Here is a 23,935-nt window from a genome sequence, read left to right on the forward strand (position 1 = left end):
GGGGGACCCGATGCGCAAGACACTCACCGGGCTGGGCCTGGCGTTCTTCCTGACGCTCGCCCCAGCCGCCGCGGCGACGGCCGAGACACCGGTCGCGCCCGTGGCCCACAGCCAGGTCACTCCTGCACCGCAGGACAACAACCGCGACAACGACAACAACAACGGCACGACCGGCCTGTGGGGCCTGGCGGGCCTGCTCGGCCTCCTGGGCCTGCTCGGCATGCGCCGGCGTCACGAGCACCACGGCGTCGGCACCGCCGAGCACCCCGGCGGCCGCACCATGCCCTGACCGCTCGGCCTGACCGCTCGGCCTGACCGCTCGCCCACCGGGTGTGGCACGGCGATGGCCGCGCCACACCCTCGCCACGTGCCCACCGGCGAGGGCGGGCTTCAGCCGTGCCGCTCCTCCTCGGCGGCCCGGGCGAGCAGCACGGCCGCCCGGCGCCGGTGCCGCTCCACGTCGCCGATGCCCAGCGCGGCGGCCTGCTCGTGCAGCGCGGCGGCGCGGCGCGCGGCCCAGGCGGCGCGCCTGGAGCCCGCCTTGGCCTCGATCGCGGCCTGGTCGGCCGCCCGGGCGGCCTCCTCGGTGCGCGCGGCGGAATCCCGCATCCGGCCCGGCGCCGAGGACGACCAGACCTCGCGTGGCCCCGTGGCGAGGTCCTGGGCCCAGCGTCTCAGCTGCTCGGCACGCTCGCCGGCGCGCCCGGCCCGCGCGACGGCCCGCTCGTGCTGCTCCCGGAGCTCTCTGGAGCGCGTGTACAAGTCTTCGGTCATCTCTTCCGCCCCACGCTCTGGCCCGGACTGCGCGGATCGGCGGCCCGCACAGGCCCCGGCGGCCGAGTGCCGCGGCACGGCCCTGGAACGCCCGGTGCGCGCCTTCGAGGATAACGCGCGAGGCGGCCCGCCGGACGGTCGCATCCGGACGGAAACCACGCGAGGAATGGACCCGAAGGCATGGGCCGGAGCGGCCCCATGTGGTTGTCTGGCGATATGACCGGGCTGGGGGACGATCCGATGGCCCCGTTCGAGGGTGCCGCGCTCGTCGGCGGCGCGAGCGGAGCGGAGTTCGCCGTACCCTTCCCGGTGGTGGCGCTGATCGCCTCCGCCGGCGGGATCAACGCGCTGGCCCGGGTGCTGGCGCCGCTGCCCGCCGAGCTGCCCGCGGCCGTCCTGGTCTCCCTGCACCAGAGCCCGGGCAGCCCCGGCCGGCTGGCCGAGATCCTGGCCCGCCGGACCAGGATGGCGGTACGGATCGCCGCCAACGGCGACGGCCTGCGGCCCGGGCAGGTGCTGGTGACCGCGCCGGGCTGGCACCTGCTGGTCACCTCGCAGTCCAGGATCGGGCTGATCAAGGCCGACGACCTGCCGCCGTCCCGGCCGTCGGCCGACCTGCTGCTGGCCACGCTGGCGGTCACCTGCGGGCCTCGCGCGCTGGCCGTCGTCCTGACCGGGATGGGCCACGACGGCCAGGCGGGGGTGCGGGCCGTCGCGCACTGCGGCGGCACCGTCATCGCCCAGGACCAGGCCACCTCCCAGTTCTTCTCGATGCCCTCCGCCGCCATCGACACCGAGCAGGTCAGCCAGGTCCTCGCCCTGGACGACATCGCCACCGCCATCATCGCCCACACGATGGCAGCGACCGGGAACCGCTGACCCCGGCCGGCGCGGCCTCATCAGTCCGGGCCTGACGGTTGACCGCGGTGCCGGTACTGAGGCGCCATAGCGGTATGGATGCCTCCGAGGACGACACCCCGCCCCCGTCCGGACCGGACGGGAGCGCGGCTCTCGAACGAGCGCGCGGTCACGCGGCCTTCGCCGCCCTGGCCCGGCTCAAGGTCCAGGGACGCGTCCGCGACGCCGAGCTGCGCCGCCTGCGGGCCGATGCCGCCCGTGGCTACGCCGACGACGCCGATGACCGGCTGCACCGGTTACGGCGCGAGCGGCGCGACCGTCCCTCGACGCCCACCTGATCGCCGGGCGCGCCGTGCCTCTGGTCCGAGGGTCAGGGGCGCTTGCCCATGGCCTGGCGGATGACGTCCCGCGCGCGGTCCATCATCGCCACCGGCGTGCCGACGAGGACGTTCTTGGTCGCCGACTCCGTGCCCGGGTGCGGGTGCGTGGGGGCCATGGCCTCGGCGGCCTTCACGCCGGCGCCCATCGCGCGGCGCTCGGCCTCGGTGGTGTGCGCCACGATCTTGTTGAACTCGTAGCGCTCCTCGCTGCGCGCGTGCGCCTCGACCGCCGCGCGCAGGGTGAGCAGGTTCTTGAGGAAGTCGGGGTCCTCAGGACCGGCCTGGTCCATCTGCTGGAGCAGCTCCTTGGCCTCGTGCTCCTCGGCCAGGCGGTCGTCCACGACGTCGGCGCCGCCTTCGATCTTGCCGCGGGCGTAGGGGTGGACGATCTCCTCCTCGGCCGTCTCGTGCACGGCCAGCAGCCGCACCAGCCGGGTGAACGCCTCCGCCCGCTGCTCCGCCGTCGCCTGCTCGACCTCGTCGAACAGGTTCCTGATCATGCCGTGCTGGGCCAGCAGCAGCTCGATGACGTCGGTCTCCTCCATCGTCTCCGGCCTGGTGTGCTCATCCGCCATGGTCGTCTCCCTTCGTCACGCCCCCGGCTACCCGGGAAGGCCCGCACCAACCGCGGTTCGGCGGACCACCATGCGCGGGTCAAACCCGGGGCCCAGCCAACCACTAGAAAATGCATACAAAATATGACAAATCCTCCTTTATAGGACTTGGCTGCGGGCAGGAGTGGAAGGACGACGACGCCCTGCCGCAGGCGGGACTCCCGCTCCGGCGACGCCGGGCGCGGCCGGTCGCCGGCTCCCGAGCGAGGAGAGGTTCATGCCCGACACATCCCGGCCCGGCCCGCTCACCATGGGCGTGGAGGAGGAGTTCCTGCTCGTCGATCCCGCCACCGGCCGGACCGTGCCCGCGGCCAGGGAGGCGCTGCGCCACGTCGGCCGGTCGCTGGCCGGCCAGGTCGTCCCCGAGCTGACGCGGTTCCAGATCGAGACCAACAGCGGCGTCCACACCGACCTGTCCGCGCTCGCCCGCGAGTTGCTGGACCTGCGTACCACCACCGCCTGGGCCGCCGAGGCCGTCGGCGCGAGCCTGATCGCCTGCGGCGCCGCCCCGCTGGGCGGCACGGGCGTGCCGCCGCTGACGCCCGCGCCCCGCTACCGGCACATGCACCGCCACTACCGCGCCCTGCTGTACGGCCAGGGCGTGTGCGGCTGCCACGTCCACGTCGGGATCCCCGACCGGGAGGAGGCGATCCAGGTCGCCAACCACGTCCGCCCCTGGCTGCCGCTGTTGCAGGCCCTCAGCGCCAACTCCCCCATCGCCGGCGGCGCCGACACCGGCTACGCGAGCTGGCGGGCGGTGTTGTGGTCGCGCTGGCCCAGCAGCGGCCCGCCCCCGCTGTTCGCCTCGGCCGCGCACTACGACGCCCTCGTCGAGTCCCTGATCGCCTCCGGCGCCATCCTGGACCGCGCGATGGTCTACTGGCTGGTACGGCCCTCCCACCACCTGCCCACCCTGGAGTTCCGCGCCGCCGACACCTGCGCCACGGTGGAGGAGGCGGTCCTGCTGGCCGCGCTGGCCCGCGCGCTGGCCACCACCGGGCTGGCGGAGGTCCGGGCGGGGCTGCCGGCTCCTCCGGTCGAGCAGTGCGTGCTGGAGGCGGCCTGCTGGCGCGCGGCCCGCGACGGGCTGGAGGGCCACGCCGTCGATCCCTTCACCGGCCGCTCGGCGCCGGCCTGGGCCCTCATGGGGCGGCTGCTGGAGTACCTGCGGCCCGCCCTGGAGGCCGACGGCGACCTGCCGACGGTGATCGCGGCGCTGCGCCGGCTGCGGCGCGACGGGTCCGGCGCGGCCCGCCAGCGTGCCGCCCACCGCCGCCGCCACCACCTGCCGGACGTGATCGCCCTGCTCCTCCGGCAGGCCCGCACCGCTCCCCGGGCCGCGCGGTCCCGTCCCGTCGTGGTGGCGTGACGGGCCGTCGCGGCGCCAGGGATGATCCCGGCGGCCGGCGGGCGCGCGTCCCCCGTGGCCACGTGGCTAAACTGCGGGCTATGACCGCGGAGTCGTCCCCTCTGACCATCGCACAGCTCGCCGAGCTGGCCGGGGTCTCCACCGCCACCGTCTCCAAGGTCGTCAACGGCCGCTCCGAGGTCTCCCCCGAGACGCGCGCCGCCGTGGAGGAGCTGATCCGCCGCCACGGTTACCGCAGGCAGCGGCGGCGCTCCGCGCCGGCCGGCGTGGTGGAGGTGGTCTTCCACGCCCTGGAGGGCGACTACCCGATCGAGATCATCAAGGGCGTCGAGAAGGTGGCGCGCGAGCACCAGCTCACGGTGGGGATCTCCGAGCTGCAGCGGCCCGAGTCGGAGCAGGGCTGGCTGGAAGGGGTGCTGCGCCGCCGCCCGACCGGGATCGGGGTGATCGCGGTGTTCTCCAGCCTGAGCGAGGCGCAGCGCGAGCAGCTGGCCCGCCGCGAGATCCCGCTCGTGCTGGTCGATCCGGCCGACGACCCCGGCAGGGGTGTCCCGTCGGTGAGCGCGGGCAACTGGAACGGCGGCCTCACCGCCACCCGTCACCTGCTGGAGCTGGGGCACCGCCGCATCGCGATCATCACGGGCCCCGACTACGCCCTGTCCAGCCGGGCCCGGCTGGACGGCTACCGCACCGCGCTCGACATGGCGGGCGTGCCCGCCGACCCCGGCCTCGTCGTCCGCGGCGACTTCCTCATCGAGGGCGGCATGGCGGCCGCCCTCCGCCTGCTGGAGCTGCCCGATCCGCCCACCGCCGTCTTCGCCACCAACGACGGCCAGGCCATCGGCGTCTACCACGCGGCCCGCCGGCTCGGCCTGCGCGTCCCCGAGGACCTGAGCGTGATCGGGTTCGACGACCTGCCGCCGATGCGGTGGGCCATCCCGCCGCTCACCACGGTGCGCCAGCCGCTCACCGCGATGGCCGCCGCGGCCACCACCATGCTGCTGACGCTCGCCGGCGGCGGCTCCCCGCCGCAGAGCCGCATCGAGCTGGCCACCGAGCTGGTCCTCCGCGAGAGCACCGCCGCCCCCCGTTCCCGGTGACAGGGGGCGGCGGCCGTTCCTAGGGCGTCATGGCGTGGTCAGCGCGAAGCGGCTCACCGTGACCGAGCCGCCGAGGGCCTGGGTGGCGTAGTTGAAGATGCCGAAGCGGTAGCCCATGAAGAACTGCCAGGCGTTGTTGAGCGTGAACGCCGGGCCGAGCGCCGTGAACGTGGTGCCGTCGGTGCTGTAGGAGAAGCGGGCCTGCCGGCCGGAGCCGGGACGGATGTCGGCGTTGGCCCGCAGCCAGATCCTGCCTCCGGACACGGCCGCGCTCGCGGCCTCGGTGCCGGTGGAGGTCGTCTGCCAGCTGCTGTTCATGGCCAGGCCGTTGGTCATGACCACCCTGGTGGCGCCGTTGTCGCGCCGGACGCCGATCCACGCCGACGAGTCGCGCAGCATGGCCAGCCCGGCCCGGTCGCCGTCACGCATCGTGGAGTAGTCGAGCTCGATGGTGGCGGTGGAGCTCGGCCCCTGGATGCGGTGGGTGAGTGTGTTGCGTGCCGCGTAGAGGTCGCCGGTGACGGTGGCGGTCTGCAGCCGCAGGCCGTTGCCCGAGGACCACTTGCTGTCGTCGGGGTTGTGGTTCCACTCCCACTGCGGGCCGAGCGCGCTCGTGGTGAACGTGTCGGTGCCGGTCATCGGCTTCACGGTCCGGGTGGTCTGGATGTTCGGCTTGGGGTAGGTGGTGCCCCAGGCGCCGTTGACGGTCTGCAGGCTGGGCCAGCCGTCGGAGGTCCAGGTGATCGGCGCGAGGGCCGGCATCCGGCCGCCGGGGTAGGCGTCGACGAAGGCCATGTAGTACCAGTCGCCGTTCTGGGTCTGCACGAGGCCGCCCTGGTGCGGCACCCCGCCGCCGGAGATCGGCCCGGGCAGGTTCAGCAGGACCTGGCGCATCTCGTACGGGCCCCACGGCGAGGTGGAGCGGAGCACGTACTGGCCGTTGGCCGGGCGGGTGAGCCAGATGTAGTAGTAGCCGTTGCGCTTGTAGAAGCGGGAGCCTTCGAGGGTGCCGACGCTGCTCGGGGTCTGGAACACCTGCTGGGCGCGCACCTGGCCGAGCCCGTCGGCGGTGAGCTGCGCGACGCTGATGGTGGTGTTGCCGTAGGCGACGTACATGGTGTCGTTGTCGTCGATGAGCAGGCCGGCGTCGTAGTAGCAGTTGTTGATCTGCGACCGCTTGGTCCAGGTGCCGTCCACCGCCGAGGCGGTGTAGACGTAGGTGCGGTTGAACTCGACGCAGCCCAGCCAGTAGTAGGTGCTGTTGCTCTTGCGGTAGTTGAGGGTGGAGGCCCAGATGCCCTTGACGTACGCGCGCCCGCCGTTGAGGTCGTAGGCGTTCGAGCCGAAGTCCAGCCTGGGCACCGAGTGGCCGGCGTACTCCCAGTTCACCAGGTCGTAGGAGCGCAGGATCGGCGCGCCCGGCGAGTAGTGCATCGTCGAGGCCGAGTAGTAGTAGGCGTCGCCGACCCGGATGATGTCGCCGTCGGCGAAGTCCTGCCAGATCACCGGGTTGGTGTAGGTGCCGGTTCCGGGGTCGCCGCCACCGTTGACCTTGACGAGCTGCCACTGCTGGTTGGCGCCGCCCCAGTCGTCGTACTGCACGATGTTGGCGCCGTCGGCGGTGGAGGCGCCCTGCACCTCCAGGGCCTTGTTGCTGTTGCGGTTGACGAGCCGGACGTAGCCGCCGTCGGAGTCGGCCAGGCGCCACTGCTGGTTGGTGCCGTTGCCGTCGGCCCACTGGACGATCGCGCCGCCGTTGGCGGTGGAGAAGTTGTAGACGTCCAGGACCTTGCCCGAGTGGCGGGACTTGACGCGGTAGTAGCCGCCGCCGGAGTCCACGAACTGCCACTGCTGCTGGTTCTGGTCGTTGCGGGTCCACTGGGTGATCCGGCCGCCGTCGGCGGTGGAGAGGTTGTAGACGTCCAGGGCCTTGCCGCTGTTGCGGTTGACCAGGACGTACCAGGCGTTGGTGTCCACGGTCGCGGCGGCGGCCGGGGGCTGGTCGAGGGCGACCGTCATGCCGGCGAGGAGGGTTGTCACGAGGGCCGCGATCGTCGCGGCCCACCGGCGGCGGTGCCGTGCTGTTACAGCCATCGGAGCGCTCCTTCGGGGGTCGTACGCGGTCTTGTTAGCGCTAACATTCCGAAACGTACGCCAGATCTTGCCTTAAGATTCTGGCGGGTTTGGGACTGGAGCTAACCCGACGGGACGCTCGCGCGTCAAGACCCCGCGTCACACCACCCGGCGATCCCAGCTACAGGCGGGCGCGGCCGTGAAACGTTCACGGATTTTCCCTTGACGAGGCGGCCGCAGGGCGCCGTAGGTTACGGGCCCCATCGGAAGCCGTGCGACCGCCGCCTGGCGCCCTTCAGGCCCGCACCCGCACCACCGCGGTCCTGGCGTGGCCGCGGCTGCCGCCGACCTCCGCCCTGACCGACTTCCCGGCCCTGCGCACGCCGCGGTCGCCCTTCTCGACCGACGTCACCCTCCAGGGCAGCCGGACCGTCACCTCGTCGGCGGTCCTGGACGGGTCGGCGAGCGCGAGCCTGGCCCGCCGGCCGTCGTGGCGGACCAGCAGCGCGCACGGGGCGTCGGCGGCGAGCCGGCCGTGCGCGGTCTCGACGCTCCCCGCGCGCCAGAAGACGGCGGCCAGCAGGTCGCCGCGGGCGATCGCCTGGACCGTCCCGTTGTTGGCGAGGACCTTCAACTGCCCGCCGTAGGCGGCGGTCCGCTCGGCGGTGGCGCCGGGCAGCACGGCGTAGGCGTAGCGCGCCCTGCGTGGATCGACGCCGTGGTCGAGGAGGATCGTCGTGTAGTGGCGGGTGCGGGGGGTGTCGTCTCCGCCCGTGGTGGCGCCCTTGTCGATGTCGCGCCAGCGGCCGGTGCGCCGCTCGCGGACCACCTTCGCCTCGGCCCCGTCGAGCAGCGCGTACCCGGCCACGCCGGACAGGTGGACCCAGCCGTCGCCCCGGCACAGCGGCGGGTGCCCGTCGTGGGTGTTGCGGTTCTCCACGACGGTCTCGACGCGGCGGCCGTCGGAGGCGGTGATGCCGGTGCCGAGCGCGACCACCGCGTCGTCCAGCAGGAACCACGCCTTCTTGGCCCGTAACGAGGAGCCGCCGGCGACCAGCTTCATGGCCGCCACGCCGCACTCGCCGTCGAGCGCCACGCCGCCGGCCCACGGGGTGGGCGGCAGACGGCGCTCACCGTGCCGGAGGTCGGCGCGCCCGCGGGTGTCCACCGTCGTACCCGGCAGCCGGTACGGGTCGATCGTGGGCCACAGGTCGTCGCTCCAGTGGGTGAGATCGTCGGTGTAGAGATAGGTCATGCCGTCGCCGGTGTACCAGCCGTGCAGGTTCTCCTGGTTCATGGCCTCGGCCGCGCCGATGCGCTCCGAGCTCATCGCGATCGCGAAGGCCCAGCCGGGACGGCGGTGCACGACCCGGTCCATGTCGGCGAAGACGTACGTGCCGGTCGTCCGCGGCCCGACCGGCACCGACGGGTCGGCCAGCAGGGCGCCGGCCTTCTCGACGCTCGCCAGCGGCGCGAGCGTGTCGTAGGGGACGGCCTGGTTGCGGGTGAGCCAGCCCTTCACCAGCGGCCGCCAGCGCCGGGCGTGGCGCTCGGGCGCCGACTCCAGCAGGGTGAGGACGGCCTCGACCGCCTTCTGCCCCGAATGGTGGTCGCGGTGGCCCTGCACGGAGATCTGCCGGCCGCGCACGCAGTCCATCATCAGCCCGTCGAAGATGAACGGCACGAAGGAGCGGTCCACGATCTCGTAGATGTTCCCGATGTCGGGGATCTTCCAGGGCGAGTGGGCGAGCATGGCGATCAGCTTGGCCACGCTCTCCAGGTAGTCCACGCCGTAGCTGCCGGTGTAGGGGTACACGTCGTGCTGGATGAACGAGCCGTCGCGGTAGAAGCCGTCCCCCGGGCCCTTGGTCGTGCGCAGCAGGTCGGAGACGGCGTTCCTGGCCCGCTTGACGAGGCGGGCGTCATGGGTGAGCAGGCCGCGCATCGCCACCGCCATCGCCTTGCTCGCCCGGTTGGCGCCGGTCTCGACCACGCCGGGGTGGCTGACGCGGCGCTCCGGGTCGGGGCACCAGCGGCGCAGCGGGCGCAGCCAGCGTCCGAGGCGGTCCTGGGGCAGGCCGTCGTAGAGCAGGGCGCAGGTGTCGGTCAGCGCGCGGGGCACGCCGATCTCCCACCAGTACCAGTTGCTGCCCCGCCGGTCGAGCCCCTCGCGGTAGGCGTGCTCGTACAGGAAGTCCAGCGCCTCGGCCGCGGTCGCGGCGACCTGCGGGCTGCGGTGCATGGCGGTGCCCGGCGTGGCCCAGCCCAGCGCCAGAGTGCGCATGCGGTTGTAGGCGCGGTTGAAGTTGCCCGTCCTGGGGTCGTCCAGCGGCAGGTCCGGCCACAGGCTGGGGCGGCCGGGGGCGGGCCGCAGCTTGCGCAGCACCGCGCCGGCCGAGCGTTCGACCGCCTGCATCTTGTCGGCGTGGATGGGGTCGTACGAGTCGCCGGCCAGCAGGCTCACCCACCGCCGGCGCGCCGCGTCGAACGCGGCCTTCCCGGCCGCCGCACCCGTCGCCACACCGGCCGCCGCACCCGTCGCCGCACCGGTCGCCGCGGCCGGTTCGTCGAGGACGGCGAGACCGGTCACGACCGCCGCGCCCAGCAGGGCGGACCGGCGGCTGAGGGGGAGGGTCATGGGGGCCTTTCACCAAGCGGGCAAAGCATCAGAAAGGATCATATGTCGCTACAGGGAAGGCCCTCACCGACGTCGGCGTCCCGCGGGCCCCCGGAGCCCGGCGGAAGATCGGCTCGGCACCGCCGGAAAAGGCGGGGCAGAAAACCCTCAATAACACCCGCTCGAATAGCCACCACCCCGGCGCGGAAAAAGTAAGCCCCTGACTACAGAGCGTCTGGATAATAAGTTTTTTTCATGTTATGGGAGAGAAATTAGGACTTTTATGGCATCTATGACGCGCTTACGCTCCGGTGGGATCGGGGATGGCCAACGGCGGCGGGGAGACACGTGGTGGGGTTCGTTCTCGCGGTACCGATCAAACTCGATGCATTCTGTCCGGAACGTGACACAGCGGTGGCAGGCCCGTCGGCCGACTTCAGCCTGCTCCCCTATGTCGATCCGGTGACGGGCGCCGACGTGCGAGGGGACGCCCCCTACGTCAGCGAGCAGGTGGTGGCCGTGCCGTTCGAGGACAGCGGCCTGCTGCTGGAGGAGGGCGTCCACCTGCACTGGACGCTGCCGGACGCGCTGACCAGGATGGAGCAGGACGACGGCGTCCCCCGGATGCCCGCCGCGCCCGACCGCTGGCTGGTGACCAGGACGGCCGGCGGGTCGGTCACCGCCCGGTGGGTCGTGGAGAGCGACTACCTGGCCCCGCCCGGCGACGGCGGCGACGGCGTCGTCTTCCCGGCCGACGGGCCCGTGCCGTTCCGGCGGACCGGCCGGAAGCTGCCGTTCGACGGCTGGCAGGAGACAACGGCCGAGCGGCTGGCGGAGCTCACCGCGATCGGGTACGGCGAGCCGTCCTTCGCGGCGTTCTACCCCGACTGCCGCACGGTCTTCGGCCTGCACGACCCGGACGTGACCGGCGTCCCGCCCGAGCACGCCGGCTACGACGTGGTCGGCTGGTACTCCCGGCCGGAGCGGGACCCGCTGGCCGGCGCCACCGACCAGACCTGGCGGGACGTGCTCGCCGCCTTCGGTTGGAGCGTTCCCGACGACGCCTCCCGGCCGGAGCGCACGATCTGCTACGCCCGCCTGACGTTCGACCCGGCCTCCGCCGCGCCCACCCCTTCCGCGCCCGCCCCCGTCCCCTCCGACGGCGGCGACGACGACACCGGCGTGTGGGTGGGCACCACCGCGACCGAGGCACTGGCCGCCCACCTCGGCGCCGAGATCCCCGGCCTGTCGCCCGACGAGACCGAGTCCCTGATCGAGGCGCTGTCGTTCGCCGACGAGCTGGAGGCCAAGCCGCTGGACGTGGGGCCCGACCTCGCCCAGGCCCGGCACGCCGCCGGGTTCCAGGCGCTGCCGTCCGGCACGCTGTGGACGGTGCTGCGCGACGACGGCCCCGCGACCCCCGCGCAGCGGCAGGCCCGCGACCTGCTGACCCTGCCCGGCACCGTCGGCGACGCCCTGAACGCGCTGAACACCGCCCAGGACGCCTACGACCGCGCCCAGGACGAGCTGGCCTCCCGGCGCGAGCGCGTCTTCGCCGACTGGTACAAGTACCAGCTCTGCGTCTACCACGGCGATCCGGCGGACCACGACAGCTATCCCGACCCCGACGACGTGCGCGACTTCATCCTCGGCGAGCTGGGCGCGCTCGCCCAGGCCACCGCCACGGTCACCGACACGCTGGCGGCCGAGCTGGACAGCGCCCGCCAGGCGCTCGACGCCGGCCTCGCGGACCTCAACGCCGTCGCCACCACCACCGCCGCCTCGACGTTCCGGGCCGGCCCGGTCGCCGCGCCGCAGTTCTACCGGCCCGCCGAGCCCGTCGTGCTGCTGACCGGCTCCCGCGCGGCCCCCTCCGACCGGTACGGCACCGACGGCACCGGCACGCCGGACGGCCTGCTCCCCTGCGCGGTGCTGCCCGGCGACCCGGCCCAGCCCGCGGCGCTCCAGCAGGCCCTGGCCGCGCTGGACCTCGGCGCGACCACCTGGCGGCACGACCCGTGGCACCCGGTGCTGCTCCAGTGGGAGGTGGAGTTCTTCCCCGCCGGGGACAACCTGGACCCGTCCGACCGCAACTACAGCACCGGCTTCGTCACCGGCTCCTACACCCTGCCGCCCGGCGAGGTGGAGCTGTGCCCCGACCCCGGCGTCGAGATCCCCGACCAGCGGGCCGACCTCTACAGCGGCACGACGATCCTGGCGTCCACCGCGGGATCCGTCGTGTCCGCCCGGGTGCTGCGCTACCTCGCGGGCACCATCGTCGATCCCTACAACCAGGCCACCGGCGCGACCGTCGAGCCCGAGCAGTTCCAGGACGACCCCGGCACGATCCTGGACTGGTACGCCGCCCACGGCGACGACGACCGCCTCACGACGCTCATCGCGGTCTACCGCCACCTCCAGGCGCACGAGCGCGACAACCTGTCCCAGGCGCTGGGCGGGTTCGACGACGCCCTGCTGATGCGGCGCCTGACCCGCCAGCTCCCCATCGCCGACCCGCTCGGCTTCCCCGACTACCAGACGTTCGCCGCCCGCGTCGCGGTGGCCGTCGGCGACGAGACGGACCACGCGCCCGAGCCGACGAGCGACTTCAACCCGATCCGCGCCGGCGCGATGCGCCTGAGCAGGCTGCGCGTCATCGACAGCTTCGGCCGCTCCCGCGACGTGGACGTCACCGGCGCCGCCACGACCACCCAGTTACGGGTGCCGGGGCACCCGACGTGGGCGGCGATGGCCCCGCGGCTGGCGCAGCCGTCCCGCGTCCAGTTCCGCTGGCTCGACGCCGAGCACGACCTGCGGGAGATGAACGACGTGCCGGCCACCTCGCCGATCTGCGGCTGGATCGTTCCGGACGACCTCGACGCCGGCCTGGCACTCCACGCCGCGGACGGCACCGCCCTCGGCCTGGTCGAAGCCGTCGCCCAGCCGGACGACCCGCTCCTGGCCAGGTGGCGGCCGGCGCCCGGCACCTCGACCACGCCGGACGACATCGGCAACGCGCACCTGCGCGCGGTCGCCGCCCGGCTCCGGCAGCTCGGCGCGGACGGCGTCGCCGGCCTGGTCGCCGGGCTCGGCGCCGCCCTGGACCGGATCGAGCCGGAGGACTACGGCGACAGCCCGCTCTCGGTCCGGCCGCTGGCCGTGGTCCGGGCCGAGCTCGATCTCCAGCTCATGGGCCTGCCCGCCGTCCACCAGGACTGGAACGTGTTCCGGCAGGACATGCAGCGCGGGGTGCGGGAGTCCAGCTCCTTCCCCGAGGTCCTGCTCCCGCTCCGGATCGGCGCGCCGGACCTGCTCGACGACGGCCTGGCCGGCTACTGGACCGAGGACGACGACGGCGTGTCGGGCGACCTGGAGCTGATCACCTCCGACCCCGTCCTGGCCACGTCGCTCGACGGCCCGCCGATCCGGCTCACCCTGCTGGTCGATCCGCGCGCGCCGGTGCACGTCACCTCCGGGATCCTGCCGGTCAAGACCGCCCAGATCCCGTCCGCCCACTACCGCGCCGCCATGACCGGCCTGCGCGTGGCCTTCTTCACCGCGCCCGTCCTCACCGACGACGACGCCCCCTCGATGCCGCTCCCGGACGAGGCGGGCCAGGTGTGGGTCTGGCGCGAGCAGGATCCCACCTCGGCCTGGACCGACACCACGGTGCCCGCCGCCCGCGCCGACGCGGCCTTCCCGGCGGCGGCGACGCTGCGCGAAGGCTGGCTGACCCGCACCCCCGCCCCCGACCCCCAGTAGAGGAAGCAACGATGGACCAGCAGCAGATCAGCCTGTCGCTCACGGTCGCGGAGGCCAACGCCGTCCTCGACGCGCTCGGCCGGCTCCCCTACGTCCAGGTCTACGAGCTGATCGGCACGATCCAGGAGCAGGCCCAGACCCAGCTCCGCCCGAACCTCGCGGAAGCGCGGGAGGAGACCGCGTGAGCCCCACCCTCCTCGTTCACCTGCCGCTGGACGCCTCCACCGCGCAGGGAACGGCCGCCGACGCCTCACCGAACCACTTCGACGCGACCTTCAGCGGCCACCCGATCGGCGTCCTGGACGCCACGCTCGGCGGCTGCGTGCAGTTCGACGGCGTGGCCGACTACGCCACGCTGCCCGGCGGCGACCCGAAGCTGCGGCTCACCACCTACACCATCTCGGCCTGGGTGAAGCTGCGGCCGGGAGACCGTACCGACGTCGTCGGGATCTTCTGGCGCGCCGACTACCGGCAGGACGGCCGGTACTCGTCGCTGGCCCTCGGCGTGCAGCCGGACGGGACCATCTACCACGCCTACTCCGCCGATCCCGCGCGGATGGGCGGGTACCTCACGATCACCCCTCCGTCCACGGCCAAGGTGCCCGACGGCGCCTGGCACCACGTCGCCTGCACCAACGACGGGCAGAACTACCAGGTGTTCCTGGACGGCGTCCAGGTCGTCGCGGGGCCGTTCGGCAGCGGCGTGAAGGGCGGCGACAGCGACTTCCAGCTCGGCCGCACCGGGACCGCCACCGGTTTCCTGCCGGGCCAGCTCGCCCACCTGCGCGTCTACGACAACGCCCAGGACGTGCTGGGCCTGCGCCGCGACATGGCCGCCGACGGGGTGGCGGCCGAGGACCTCGACAGCAGGCCGTTCGACTTCACCCTGCTCAACGACGACCAGCAGGCCGTGCTCTACATCGACGAGGCGGCGACGGGGCAGGCCATGACCCTGCGCCTGACCAACACCTCGAAGTACACGATCGAGTTCCCCGAGATCGGCGCGCCGGACGCCACCACCCACCACTTCGCGCTGCGCCTGCGCAAGGGCACCCTCGCGGCCGGGCTGACCGTCCTGCCGGCCGACCCGTCCACGTGGGCGATGTCGGCCGAGCTCGACGAGACCGCGCTGTACTTCCAGTGGAAGAAGCCCGTGCCGCTGGCCCCCGGCGCCACCCTGGAGCTGCGGCTGACCGGCCTGAACGCCGACGGCGCCGCGGGCACCCGGGGCACCAGGGTCGAGCTGACGTACCAGGGGCTGCACTACTCGGGGGAGACCGACGAGCTGGCCGGCTCCCGGATGCGGCACCTGGACGTCGTCAACAGCCGCGGCCGCCGGGACCTGCCGGTGGACCTGCGGCTGGTCGGCGGCGACCGGGTCCTGTCGGACGGCGCGTCCGCCAGCACGGTGACCCTGCACCTGACGAACGAGCTGCGGGACGGGACGGGCGTCGCGCTGAGCGCCGCGGTCCCGGTCTCGGCGTTCACCGTCTCCTTCGACGTGCAGGAGAGCGACGAGGACCGCCCCTGGGCGCTGACCGACACGGCCAAGGCCGCCGGCGTCACCCTGACGGCCACCGACGCGACCCGCTGGAACGTCCAGCCCGAGCCGCTCGGCCAGCAGGCGATGTGGACCGTCACCCCCAGGTCGGACACCGTGCTGGCCCCCGGCGAGGCGATCGAGCTGACGATGGGGAACATCGTCGCGCTGCCCTCCGAGGGCCACGCCCCGATCGTCGTCGACTACCGCAACGTCCCCGGGTTCGCCGACGGCCTCATGACCGTCCCGGTGGAGCGTTCCCTGCTGATCACCACCTCGACCGGGGTCGGGATCGGCGTCGCCCCCCCGCAGGCGCAGCTCCACGTGGGCGCGCCCGAGTCGCCGCCCACCGACGGGTCGCTGGTCGTCGGCTGGCTGAACACCACCTCGGTCCGGCTCGGCCGGCAGTCCGACCGGGCGTGGATCCAGTCGCACGGCCCGGCCCCGCTCTCGATCAACCCGTACGGCGGCTACCACGTCGGTGTCGGCGACGGCCTGCCGGCCGCCCAGCTCCACGTGCTGACCAGCGGCACGCAGAACCCCGGCGACGCGGCGGCCCTGTGGGTCGGCAGCCAGAGCGGCGCCAAGGTGCAGATCGGCCAGGGCACCGCCACGGGCTGGATCCAGTCGTCCACCGGGCCGCTGGCGCTCAACCCGAACGGCAACTGGGTCGCCGTCGGCAGCGGCACCCCGCAGGGCAAGATGCACATCCTGTCCGACGACCAGGAGCCCACCGGCCCGCCCGCCCTGGTCATCTCCGCCGCCACCGGCCCCGGCCTGCGCCTCGGCCACAACGCGGCCTACTCGTGGGTCCAGTCGCAGAACGGCCCGATGGCGCTCAACCCGACCGGCAACCAGGTGACCGTCGGCCCCAACACCGGCCAGACCCACGCGGGCGAGGGCCGGCTCACCGTCAGCAGCACCGACAAGCACCTGCAGCTGCGGCGCGAGAGCCGGGACGGCGCCGCCGCCGGGCGGCTGCTCTTCCTCGACCTCTTCCAGGACGACACCACCGGCACGCAGGTCACCCATCCGGTCATCAGGTTCGGCCACAGCGGCCACTTCTCCTACCGGATCGAGGTCGCCCCCGACGGGTTCTGGTTCCAGAACGGCGACTTCGGCAGCGAGGACATGGCCGACGTGCACGGCGGGCTGGGCCAGTTCTCCTCCGTCAGCAGCAGCGGGACCGGCACCTTCGGCCAGTTGCGGATCGGCGGCACGGTGATCGGCGAGCACGAGCTGCAGGTCCTGCTCAAGCTGGCCGCCGGGCAGCTCCAGTTCGATCTCTACAACGCCTACCAGGACGAGTACGCCTACGCCGCCGACTACCACCCGTACGACGACGACCGTCGTTACGTCTGGACCTGGCGTCCCAAGGGGACGATCAGCCAGGGTGTCTGGCGCATCGACAACCCGAGGTGGTGACCATGCCCAAGAACCCCCGCAAGCGCACTGCCGACGACGACGGGTCCGACACCAAGGACCTCATGAGCAACAAGACGCCCAAGCTGCCCGTGGAGACGGCGCTCGACAAGAAGAACACCCAGGCGTTACAGAGCAGGATCAAGAAGGCCAACGATGACCGCGCCGCCCGGGACGCGGAGTGGGCGGCGCTCCATCCGGCGGGCGGCCCGCCGCCGCCGGCCGGCAGCCGGGGCGACGGGACGTTCCGGCTGACCCACCTCAGGATGGGCGCCGGCGACTGCACCATCATGTGCACGCCCGAGGGCCGCGTCGTGCTCGTCGACTGCGGCACCAACGACAGCGAGCAGGCCCCGGCCGACTTCGCCGCGATGGCGGCGGACGTCCTGGAGAGCAAGGAGTACCTGCTCAACTATCCGCGGATCGACGTGGTGATCCTCACCCACCCGGACAAGGACCACTACAACCAGCTCGCGCAGCTCCTCCCGCAGACCGCCATCCCCCGGACGGTCTACCACAGCGACGAGCGCAAGGAGTACGCGAAGGGCGGGTGGCTGAACCGGGTCGAGGGGTACGACGACCTCTGCCGCCGGGTGGAGCTCTCCGCCGACCAGGCCGAGCGGGAGATCTCGGAGAAGAAGGGCAAGAGCCGCGTCACGAAGAAGGTGAAGACGGCCATCGGCTACACCAGGCTGGCCGGCGGCACCATCCCCAGCTCCGGCACGCCCGAGGAGGAGAAGCTGGACGGCGACGGCGGCGGGCTGGTCGTCCTCTACGAGAAGGGCGCATGCAAGATCACCATACTGGCCGGGATGGTGCAGTACGACTACGAGGACGACAAGGACGACGGCACCAACCGGGCCAGCCTGGTCACCCTGGTGGAGGTCTACGACAAGAGCTTCCTGCTGCTCGGCGACGCCACCCGCAGCACCGAGCGCTACCTGGTCAACCAGCGGGCCGCCAAGATCAAGAACGTGGACTACACCACCGCCGGGCACCACGGCAGCAACCGGACCTCGACCGGGCAGTTCTTCGTCGACGCCGTCGACCCGGTGCGGCAGGCGACCGTGAGCGCCGGGAAGAAGGGGCTGGACGCCCACCGCCTGCCCAGCTGGCAGGTCATCGACCGGTACCAGATCCGGCTGAACGCCTCCGGCCGCGGCAAGTACCCCAAGCACACGGTCTCGGCCTGGCCGGACGCGGGGGACGTGGTGGAGAAGCAGGTCGAGGAGGGCGTGTTCACCACCGGCTGCTCCACCAAGGGCGTCCAGATCATCGTCCCGCCCGCCACCCCGCGGCCAGGTCTGTGATGGCGCTCACCCCCGGCCAGCTCAAGGCCCTGGCCCAGCTCACCGGCACCGGGTTCGACCTGCCGGTCTCCGCGCTCGGCTCGGCGGCACTCACCGCGTACCTGGCCCCGTTGCTGCCCGGCGGGTCGCTCGTGCTCACCGGCGCGACGCGCGCCGAGACGGACGGCGGCGTGCGGGTCACCGGCACCGGCTCCGGCGGCGTCCTGGACGGGCTGGCCGTCACCGCCGAGCTCACCGCCGGCCCGGCCGACACCGCCGTGCTCCTCACCGCCACCGCCCCGGGCCCGTGGAGCCCGCTGTCCGCCTTCCCCGTGCTGGCCGGCACGATCTGGGCGGACTGCGCCTTCACCGACGTGGCCCTCACCTTCGACTCGGCCACCCCGCCCGACGACGCCGGGCAGATCCCGTACGCCTTCACCGGCACCCTGGTGATCACGACCCGGCTGGCCGCGCTGGACCTGCTGTTCTCCGGGACCTCCCACACGCTGACCGGCATCCTCGGGATCGTCACGCCGCCCCCCGAGGTCACCGTCCCGATGACCACCGTGCCGCGCATCCTGCTGAGCAGCGGCACCTCCCCCGAGCTGGACCTCGGCCTGGTGACGCTGACCGAGCGGCGTTACTCGCTGCTGGCGCTGCCCGACTACAACTCCGTCCTGGCCGACCTGGACGTCGTCGCGCGGCTGCTCGTCACCACCTCGGTGCCGTTCCGGATCGCCGGCCAGGCGCAGCAGATCGCCTTCTGCGCCGAGCTGTCCGGATGGGACGCCGACCTGCTCCTGCGCGGGATCTTCGACGGGGTGCCCGCCATGGACCTCGCCGACGTCAGCGGCTTCGCCGGGCAGGGCGACGACGGCCTGACGATCCCGATGGACGTCACGATCACCGCCCCGGTGACGGTCACCGACATCACGCTGGCGGTCACGCCCCAGCTCACCATCGGCTACGCGGTCCTGGAGCTGCGGACCCAGGAGGAGTGGACCATCGCCCAGGGCGTCGAGCTCCAGGCGATCGACGTGCTGTTCCGGGTGGACGACCCGCTGGGCGGCCCGAAGCTGCGCGGCACGCTCAGCGGCCTGATCGCGTTCGGCGAGTACGGCACGCTCGTGGCGGAGGTGGACTTCGCCACCAAGGCGCTGGCGGCGTACCTGCGCGACGGCGACGACCCCCTCATGATCCGCGAGGTCTACACCGACCTCACCGGCCAGGACGCCGGGCACCTGCCGGACGTCGAGGTCGACCGGTTCGAGCTGTGGGGGGCGCTCGCCGACGGCGACCAGCCCTTCTCCTTCAGCGCCCAGCTCGACCTGTCCGGCGAGTGGCCGATCACCGGCTCCCTGAGCCTGTACGAGGCCGGCGTGCAGATCGACTACGGCGCGACCGTCACCTTCCGCGCCAGGGGCACCCTGCTCGTCGGCGGCGTGGAGGTCTTCCTGTACGCGGACTACGCGACCGGCACCGGCTGGACCTTCAGCGGGCAGACCGGCGGCCCGCAGGCCATCGCGATCGGCCCGTTCCTCGCCGAGCTGAGCAGCGAGTACGGCGACTTCACCCTCCCCGAGCCGCTCGCCGCCCTGACGATCGAGCGGCTCGCCGCCGAGATCTCCACCGCGCAGGGCCGGCTCGTCGCCACCGCCGAGGCGGCCTTCCCGATCGACGACGTCGACCTCGACCTGACCCTCACGATCGACACCGCCGCCCGCAGCCTGGACGGCCTGCTCACCGTCAGGATCCCCACCGTCCGCGAGCCGGGCTGGAGCGACATCCTCCTCGACTTCGACCTGCACCTCGCCGGCGACCAGGGGGCCACCTCGTACGCCGCCAGCTACACCGCGGGGGACGGCGACGCCGTGCCGGGGATCGACGAGCTGGCCGGGGCGATCTCCTCCGGCCTGGCCGCCCTGGTGCCCGGCGCCCTCGTCGTCGGCATCGGCGAGGTCGTCCTCGGCTCCGCCGCCGGCGCGCGCGTGCTCATGGTGGGCCTGACGGCCACGATCGACCTGGCCGGGCTGCCCGTCGCCGGCGCCCTGCTGCACGGCGACCAGGTCATGGGGATGGATCCGCTGCGGGTGATCGTCACGACCGCGGCGATGCCCGAGGACGCCGTGGCGACGCTGAACGGCCTGCTGCCCGCCGCGGTCGCGCCGCTGCCCGACCAGGACCTGCCCGAGGGGTTCACCTTCGACGGCCGGCTACGGCTCGGCGCGCTGGAGGCCCCGATGAGCCTGCCGGTGGCGCCGGCGCGGCCCCCGGCCTCCGGGCCGGCCCCCGCTCTGGCGCAAAGCGGCGACAACGTGGTGTGGCGCAAGATCGAGCTCTCGATCGGGCCGCTGCACGTGGAGCGGGTGGGCATCTCCTACCTGCACCAGAGCGGCAGGCCGGCCACGCTGGCGGTGCTGGTGGACGCGGCGCTGTCCGTGGGCGGGCTGACCCTCGCGCTGACCGGGCTGTCGGCCGCGCTGGCGCTCGACGATCCCCTCGCGCTGCCCTCCTTCGACCTGGCCGGCCTCGGCGTCGACTACGCCGAGGGGCCGGTGCAGATCAGCGGCGCCTTCCTCAAGGACACCCTCACCTACGAGGGCAAGAGCTACCCCTCCTACAACGGCAAGGCGGTCATCGAGACCGAGGCGTTCAGCGTCGGCGCGCTCGGCTCCTACGCCCAGCTCCCCGACGGCCCCTCGTTGTTCGTCTACGCCTTCCTCGACCACCCGATCGGCGGGCCCGCGTTCTTCTACGTGACCGGGCTGGCCGCCGGCTTCGGCTACGACCGGCGGCTCGTCGCGCCCGACGTGTCGGCCGTGGCGGACTTCCCGCTCGTCGCCGAGGCGCTCGGCACGCTGCCGCCGTCCGACCTGCCCGGCGAGCTGCACCGGCTCGCGGACGTGATCCCGCCCTCGCCCGGCGACTACTTCCTGGCGATCGGCGTGCGCTTCACCTCGTTCAAGATGATCGACTCGTTCCTGCTGCTGACCGTCGGGTTCGGGCAGCGGTGCGAGTTCGACGTCCTCGGGCTGTCCACCCTGGTCCTGCCCGCGCCGGACGAGGCGCGCGGCGACGTCACGCCCGTCGCGCAGCTCCAGCTCGCGCTCAAGGCGTCCTTCGCCCCCGGCGACGGCTACTTCTCGCTGCTCGCCCAGCTCACCCCGGGCTCCTACCTGCTGTCCCGGGACTGCCGGCTGACCGGCGGCTTCGCCTTCGTCACCTGGTTCGGGGAGGAGCACAGCGGCGACTTCGTGCTGACCGTCGGCGGCTACCACCCGCACTTCGCCGTCCCCGCCCACTACCCCTCGGTGCCCCGGCTCGGCTTCAACTGGCAGGTCTCGGAGCAGCTCACGCTCAAGGGCAGCGCCTACTACGCGCTGACGCCCGTCGCGCTGATGGCCGGCGGCAGCCTCTCCGCGACCTGGCAGGACGGCTCGCTGACCGCCTGGTTCGACGCCGGCCTGGACCTGCTCATCGCCTGGCAGCCCTACCACTACGAGGTGTCCCTGCACATCAGCGTCGGCGCCCGCTACAGCTTCACGTTCTTCGGCCGGCACACGATCAGCGTGCACGTCGGCACCGACGTGTCGTTCTGGGGGCCGGAGTTCGGCGGGCAGGCCACGCTGGACCTCGACATCGTGTCCATCACGATCAGGTTCGGCGACCAGCACAGCGCCGCGCCCCAGCCGCTGCCCTGGGACCGGTTCCGCGACGTGCAGCTCCCCCCGGCCGCCGGGATGACGACGATCGTGCTGCGGGGCGGCGGCGTGCTGCCGGGCTCCGACGACGATCTCGGCGTCGTCAACCCGCTGGAGCTGGCGCTCGTCACCGACTCCGCGATCCCGGCCACCGCCGGCCTGGCGCGCACGGCCGCGCTGCCCGGCGGGACGCCGTTCGGGATCGCGCCGTGCGGGATCGCGGGCGGGTTCGCCTCGACCCACACGATCACGATCACCCGGGACGGCGCGCCCGCCGAGGCGTCGTTCGTCTTCACGCCGGTGACCAAGGACCTGCCCGCCGCCCTGTGGGGCGGGGAGCTGACGCCCTCGCTGGCCAAGCCGTCCCTCGTGGCCGGGCTGCTCACCGGATACGTGATCACCGCCGCGCCGCCCGTCGAGGCCGCCCACCCCGCGTCCCTGCCCGCCGGGGCGCTCACCCAGGCCACCCCGGTCTCCGTCGAGCAGGACGCCTTCGACTGGGCCGCGCTGCCGGCCTTCACCGCCACCGGGCAGCCGCTGGACACCGGGCAGGGCGCGCCGGCGCGTGCCGCGATCGCCGGCAAGCTGCTGCCCGGCGTCCCCGTCGACCTGCGCGGCCTCAGCGCCGCCGACTTCCTGGAGGCACCGCAGGTGGCCCATGTCTGAGCTGACCTTCCTCAGCGACATCGTTCCCGGGCTGGAGTCCGGCGACTACACCGTCGTCCTCACCCAGGACGTCGATCTGAACACCGGGAGCTGGACGACGACCCGCACGTTCCAGGTCGCCGGGGAGCGGTTCACCCTGGCGCCGGACCTGATCGGCGCGGTCTTCCCGCCGGCCGGCAGCCTCGGCGACCACGCGCTGGTGCTCCCGCACCTCGTGCTGAACCGGGCCACGCTGCCGTGGGAACGCGAGTCCGGGGCCGGGCCGGGGCTGCCGTGGCTGGTCCTGCTGGTGTTCAGCGGCGACGAGCAGCCCGCGCAGCGGACCGCCGCGCTGGGCACGCTGCCGTTCGCGGCGCCCGAGCCGCCGCACCAGAGCGCCGACGACCCGGTGAACGTCATCGACGTGCCGCGCGACCTGCTGGCCGGCCTGATGCCGCCGGTGGCCGACCTGCCCTACCTCGCGCACGTCCGCAGGACCGGCGACGGCGACCGCGCCGTGGTGATGTCCCGGCGGCTGCCCGCGGCCGGCACGTCCAGCACCGCGCACCTGGTCTCGGTGGAGGGCCGCTACGACGCCTCCGGGTTCGTCCTGGGGGACGGCGACGGCCCGGTGCCGCTCGTCACGCTGGCGAGCTGGACGTTCGCCTGCGACGACGACGCGCAGACCTTCGCCGGGCTCGCGGCGGCGCTGGCCGGCGAGGGCAGCCCGTTCCGGCTGCCCGACAGCGGCGACCCCGGCGCCGACGCCTTCCTCGCCCAGGGGCAGGTGCCGGTCCGGCACCGGCTGCGCCAGGGCGGGCGGACCGTCTCCTGGTACCGGGGGCCGCTCGTCACCGGAGCGCTGTCCGGCGACCCGCCGCCGGTCGTGCGCACCTCCGACCGGCTGCTGCGCTACCACCCGGACGCCGGCATGTTCGAGACCGGCTACGCCGCCGCCTGGCAGCTCGGCCGGCTGATCACCCTGCAGCACACCGCCACCGCGACCGCCCTGTACGGCTGGAAACGGCGCCGCGCCCAGCTCAGCAAGCGCACCGACCCGGCCGGCCACCCGCTGGCGGTGGCCCCCATCGACGACACCCCGCCGGCCGGCGCGCTGGCCCTGCTCCAGGATCTGGCCGTGCTGCGCGGGGTCCCGCTGCGTTACCTGATCCCCGACGAGCGGCTGCTCCCCGTCGAGACCGTCCGCTTCTTCCAGCTCGACCGGTCCTGGGTGGCCGCGCTCCTCGACGGGGCCTCCAGCGTCGGCCGCATCACCGCCGCCGACGCCGAGGCCGACCAGGCGTCCCCGCTCCCGGTGGAGCCGCCGGAGGCGAGCGGCGCCCTCATCCGCTCCGAGCTGGTCTCCGGCTACCCGGACCTGCTGGTCGAGGCGTACGCCACGGACGCCGCGGACCAGCCGCTGCCGCTGCTGCGCGCCGAGCGCCTGGCCCCCACCATCATGGTGTGCCTCTTCGAGGGCGTCATGAGCCGCTTCGACCTGTGCCGGCGCCCGGAGTCCCAGCACTTCGCCGTCGAGGCGGGCCGCGTGCCGGGCGAGTACGCCAAGACGCTGCGCACCGGCACCGGCGACCCCGGCCCGTCGTTGCCCTCGCGCCCGCTCGGGCCTCGCTCCACGATCCCCGTCGCCGCGCTCGCCGCCGAGATGGCCACCGCCCTGGCCGACCCGGCGGACACGTTCGGCTCCGCCCAGTTCGCCCGCCAGATGATCGAGACCGCCGACCGCGTCACCTACCTCCGCGCCGCCCCGCCGCCGCCCTCCTGACGGCTGCC

15 protein-coding genes are annotated in these 23,935 nt (G+C 73.4%); 11 read left to right on the top strand and 4 right to left on the bottom strand.

Annotated elements, in window-relative coordinates:
- Positions 1-10: 10 nt before the first annotated feature.
- Positions 11-289 (top strand): WGxxGxxG family protein, encoded by a 279-nt coding sequence (locus tag AB0H75_RS27915; protein ID WP_367801090.1) that lies wholly within the window; start codon positions 11-13, stop codon positions 287-289.
- A gap of 101 nt (positions 290-390) precedes the next feature.
- Here the strand turns inward: AB0H75_RS27915 and AB0H75_RS27920 are convergent, their stop codons facing one another.
- Entirely contained in the window at positions 391-774 is a 384-nt protein-coding gene (locus AB0H75_RS27920) for a hypothetical protein (protein ID WP_367801092.1), read from the bottom strand.
- A 240-nt stretch (positions 775-1,014) separates the two neighbouring features.
- Between AB0H75_RS27920 and AB0H75_RS27925 the strand changes: the two genes are divergently transcribed.
- A complete protein-coding gene (locus AB0H75_RS27925; RefSeq protein ID WP_367801094.1) occupies positions 1,015-1,653 on the top strand; it encodes a chemotaxis protein CheB in 639 nt (212 codons plus the stop codon).
- A 74-nt stretch (positions 1,654-1,727) separates the two neighbouring features.
- Positions 1,728-1,970, top strand: coding sequence for a hypothetical protein (locus AB0H75_RS27930; protein WP_367801096.1), 243 nt, complete (start codon positions 1,728-1,730; stop codon positions 1,968-1,970).
- 32 nt (positions 1,971-2,002) lie between these two features.
- Here the strand turns inward: AB0H75_RS27930 and AB0H75_RS27935 are convergent, their stop codons facing one another.
- On the bottom strand, positions 2,003-2,587 hold the full coding sequence (locus tag AB0H75_RS27935) for a hemerythrin domain-containing protein (protein WP_367801098.1): 585 nt from the start codon (positions 2,585-2,587) through the stop codon (positions 2,003-2,005).
- Between the two features lie 256 nt (positions 2,588-2,843).
- On the opposite strand from AB0H75_RS27935, the gene AB0H75_RS27940 reads away from it, so the two are divergent.
- Positions 2,844-3,995 (top strand): glutamate--cysteine ligase, encoded by a 1,152-nt coding sequence (locus tag AB0H75_RS27940; protein ID WP_367801100.1) that lies wholly within the window; start codon positions 2,844-2,846, stop codon positions 3,993-3,995.
- Positions 3,996-4,075: 80 nt separating this feature from the next.
- Positions 4,076-5,095 (top strand): LacI family DNA-binding transcriptional regulator, encoded by a 1,020-nt coding sequence (locus AB0H75_RS27945; RefSeq protein ID WP_367801102.1) that lies wholly within the window; start codon positions 4,076-4,078, stop codon positions 5,093-5,095.
- A gap of 27 nt (positions 5,096-5,122) precedes the next feature.
- Here the strand turns inward: AB0H75_RS27945 and AB0H75_RS27950 are convergent, their stop codons facing one another.
- Together AB0H75_RS27950 and AB0H75_RS27955 are read right to left on the bottom strand one after the other, a co-directional pair.
- A complete protein-coding gene (locus AB0H75_RS27950) occupies positions 5,123-7,189 on the bottom strand; it encodes a family 43 glycosylhydrolase (protein WP_367801104.1) in 2,067 nt (688 codons plus the stop codon).
- A gap of 274 nt (positions 7,190-7,463) precedes the next feature.
- A complete protein-coding gene (locus AB0H75_RS27955) occupies positions 7,464-9,806 on the bottom strand; it encodes a polysaccharide lyase 8 family protein (RefSeq protein WP_367801106.1) in 2,343 nt (780 codons plus the stop codon).
- 393 nt (positions 9,807-10,199) lie between these two features.
- On the opposite strand from AB0H75_RS27955, the gene AB0H75_RS27960 reads away from it, so the two are divergent.
- From AB0H75_RS27960 to AB0H75_RS27985, 6 genes are read left to right on the top strand one after another with little or no spacing between them, the layout of a single operon-like run.
- Entirely contained in the window at positions 10,200-13,547 is a 3,348-nt protein-coding gene (locus AB0H75_RS27960) for a hypothetical protein (protein ID WP_367801108.1), read from the top strand.
- Positions 13,548-13,558: 11 nt separating this feature from the next.
- Complete coding sequence (locus tag AB0H75_RS27965) at positions 13,559-13,732, top strand: hypothetical protein (protein WP_367801110.1); 174 nt, start codon at positions 13,559-13,561, stop codon at positions 13,730-13,732.
- Complete coding sequence (locus tag AB0H75_RS27970) at positions 13,729-16,512, top strand: LamG-like jellyroll fold domain-containing protein (protein WP_367801112.1); 2,784 nt, start codon at positions 13,729-13,731, stop codon at positions 16,510-16,512. The genes AB0H75_RS27965 and AB0H75_RS27970 overlap by 4 nt, the downstream gene beginning before the upstream one ends.
- Before the next feature lie 2 nt (positions 16,513-16,514).
- The gene (locus tag AB0H75_RS27975) at positions 16,515-17,819 is read left to right on the top strand and encodes a ComEC/Rec2 family competence protein (RefSeq protein ID WP_367801114.1); all 1,305 of its coding nucleotides are present in this window, start codon (positions 16,515-16,517) and stop codon (positions 17,817-17,819) included.
- Positions 17,819-22,165 (top strand): DUF6603 domain-containing protein, encoded by a 4,347-nt coding sequence (locus tag AB0H75_RS27980; RefSeq protein ID WP_367801116.1) that lies wholly within the window; start codon positions 17,819-17,821, stop codon positions 22,163-22,165. Before AB0H75_RS27975 ends, AB0H75_RS27980 begins: the two co-directional genes overlap by 1 nt.
- Positions 22,158-23,927 (top strand): hypothetical protein, encoded by a 1,770-nt coding sequence (locus tag AB0H75_RS27985; protein ID WP_367801117.1) that lies wholly within the window; start codon positions 22,158-22,160, stop codon positions 23,925-23,927. The genes AB0H75_RS27980 and AB0H75_RS27985 overlap by 8 nt, the downstream gene beginning before the upstream one ends.
- Positions 23,928-23,935 lie beyond the last annotated feature (8 nt).

It is taken from the genome of Nonomuraea sp. NPDC050783 (assembly GCF_040802095.1).
Taxonomy (GTDB): Bacteria; Actinomycetota; Actinomycetes; order Streptosporangiales; family Streptosporangiaceae; genus Nonomuraea.

Excerpts from the sequence above, each read along its gene's own strand:
- AB0H75_RS27915 (WP_367801090.1), top strand. The coding sequence starts at position 11 with ATGCGCAAGACACTCACCGGGCTGGGCCTGGCGTTCTTCCTGACGCTC.
- AB0H75_RS27920 (WP_367801092.1), bottom strand. The coding sequence starts at position 774 with ATGACCGAAGACTTGTACACGCGCTCCAGAGAGCTCCGGGAGCAGCAC.
- AB0H75_RS27925 (WP_367801094.1), top strand. The coding sequence starts at position 1,015 with ATGGCCCCGTTCGAGGGTGCCGCGCTCGTCGGCGGCGCGAGCGGAGCG.
- AB0H75_RS27930 (WP_367801096.1), top strand. The coding sequence starts at position 1,728 with ATGGATGCCTCCGAGGACGACACCCCGCCCCCGTCCGGACCGGACGGG.
- AB0H75_RS27935 (WP_367801098.1), bottom strand. The coding sequence starts at position 2,587 with ATGGCGGATGAGCACACCAGGCCGGAGACGATGGAGGAGACCGACGTC.
- AB0H75_RS27940 (WP_367801100.1), top strand. The coding sequence starts at position 2,844 with ATGCCCGACACATCCCGGCCCGGCCCGCTCACCATGGGCGTGGAGGAG.
- AB0H75_RS27945 (WP_367801102.1), top strand. The coding sequence starts at position 4,076 with ATGACCGCGGAGTCGTCCCCTCTGACCATCGCACAGCTCGCCGAGCTG.
- AB0H75_RS27950 (WP_367801104.1), bottom strand. The coding sequence starts at position 7,189 with ATGGCTGTAACAGCACGGCACCGCCGCCGGTGGGCCGCGACGATCGCG.
- AB0H75_RS27955 (WP_367801106.1), bottom strand. The coding sequence starts at position 9,806 with ATGACCCTCCCCCTCAGCCGCCGGTCCGCCCTGCTGGGCGCGGCGGTC.
- AB0H75_RS27965 (WP_367801110.1), top strand. The coding sequence starts at position 13,559 with ATGGACCAGCAGCAGATCAGCCTGTCGCTCACGGTCGCGGAGGCCAAC.
- AB0H75_RS27975 (WP_367801114.1), top strand. The coding sequence starts at position 16,515 with ATGCCCAAGAACCCCCGCAAGCGCACTGCCGACGACGACGGGTCCGAC.
- AB0H75_RS27980 (WP_367801116.1), top strand. The coding sequence starts at position 17,819 with ATGGCGCTCACCCCCGGCCAGCTCAAGGCCCTGGCCCAGCTCACCGGC.
- AB0H75_RS27985 (WP_367801117.1), top strand. The coding sequence starts at position 22,158 with ATGTCTGAGCTGACCTTCCTCAGCGACATCGTTCCCGGGCTGGAGTCC.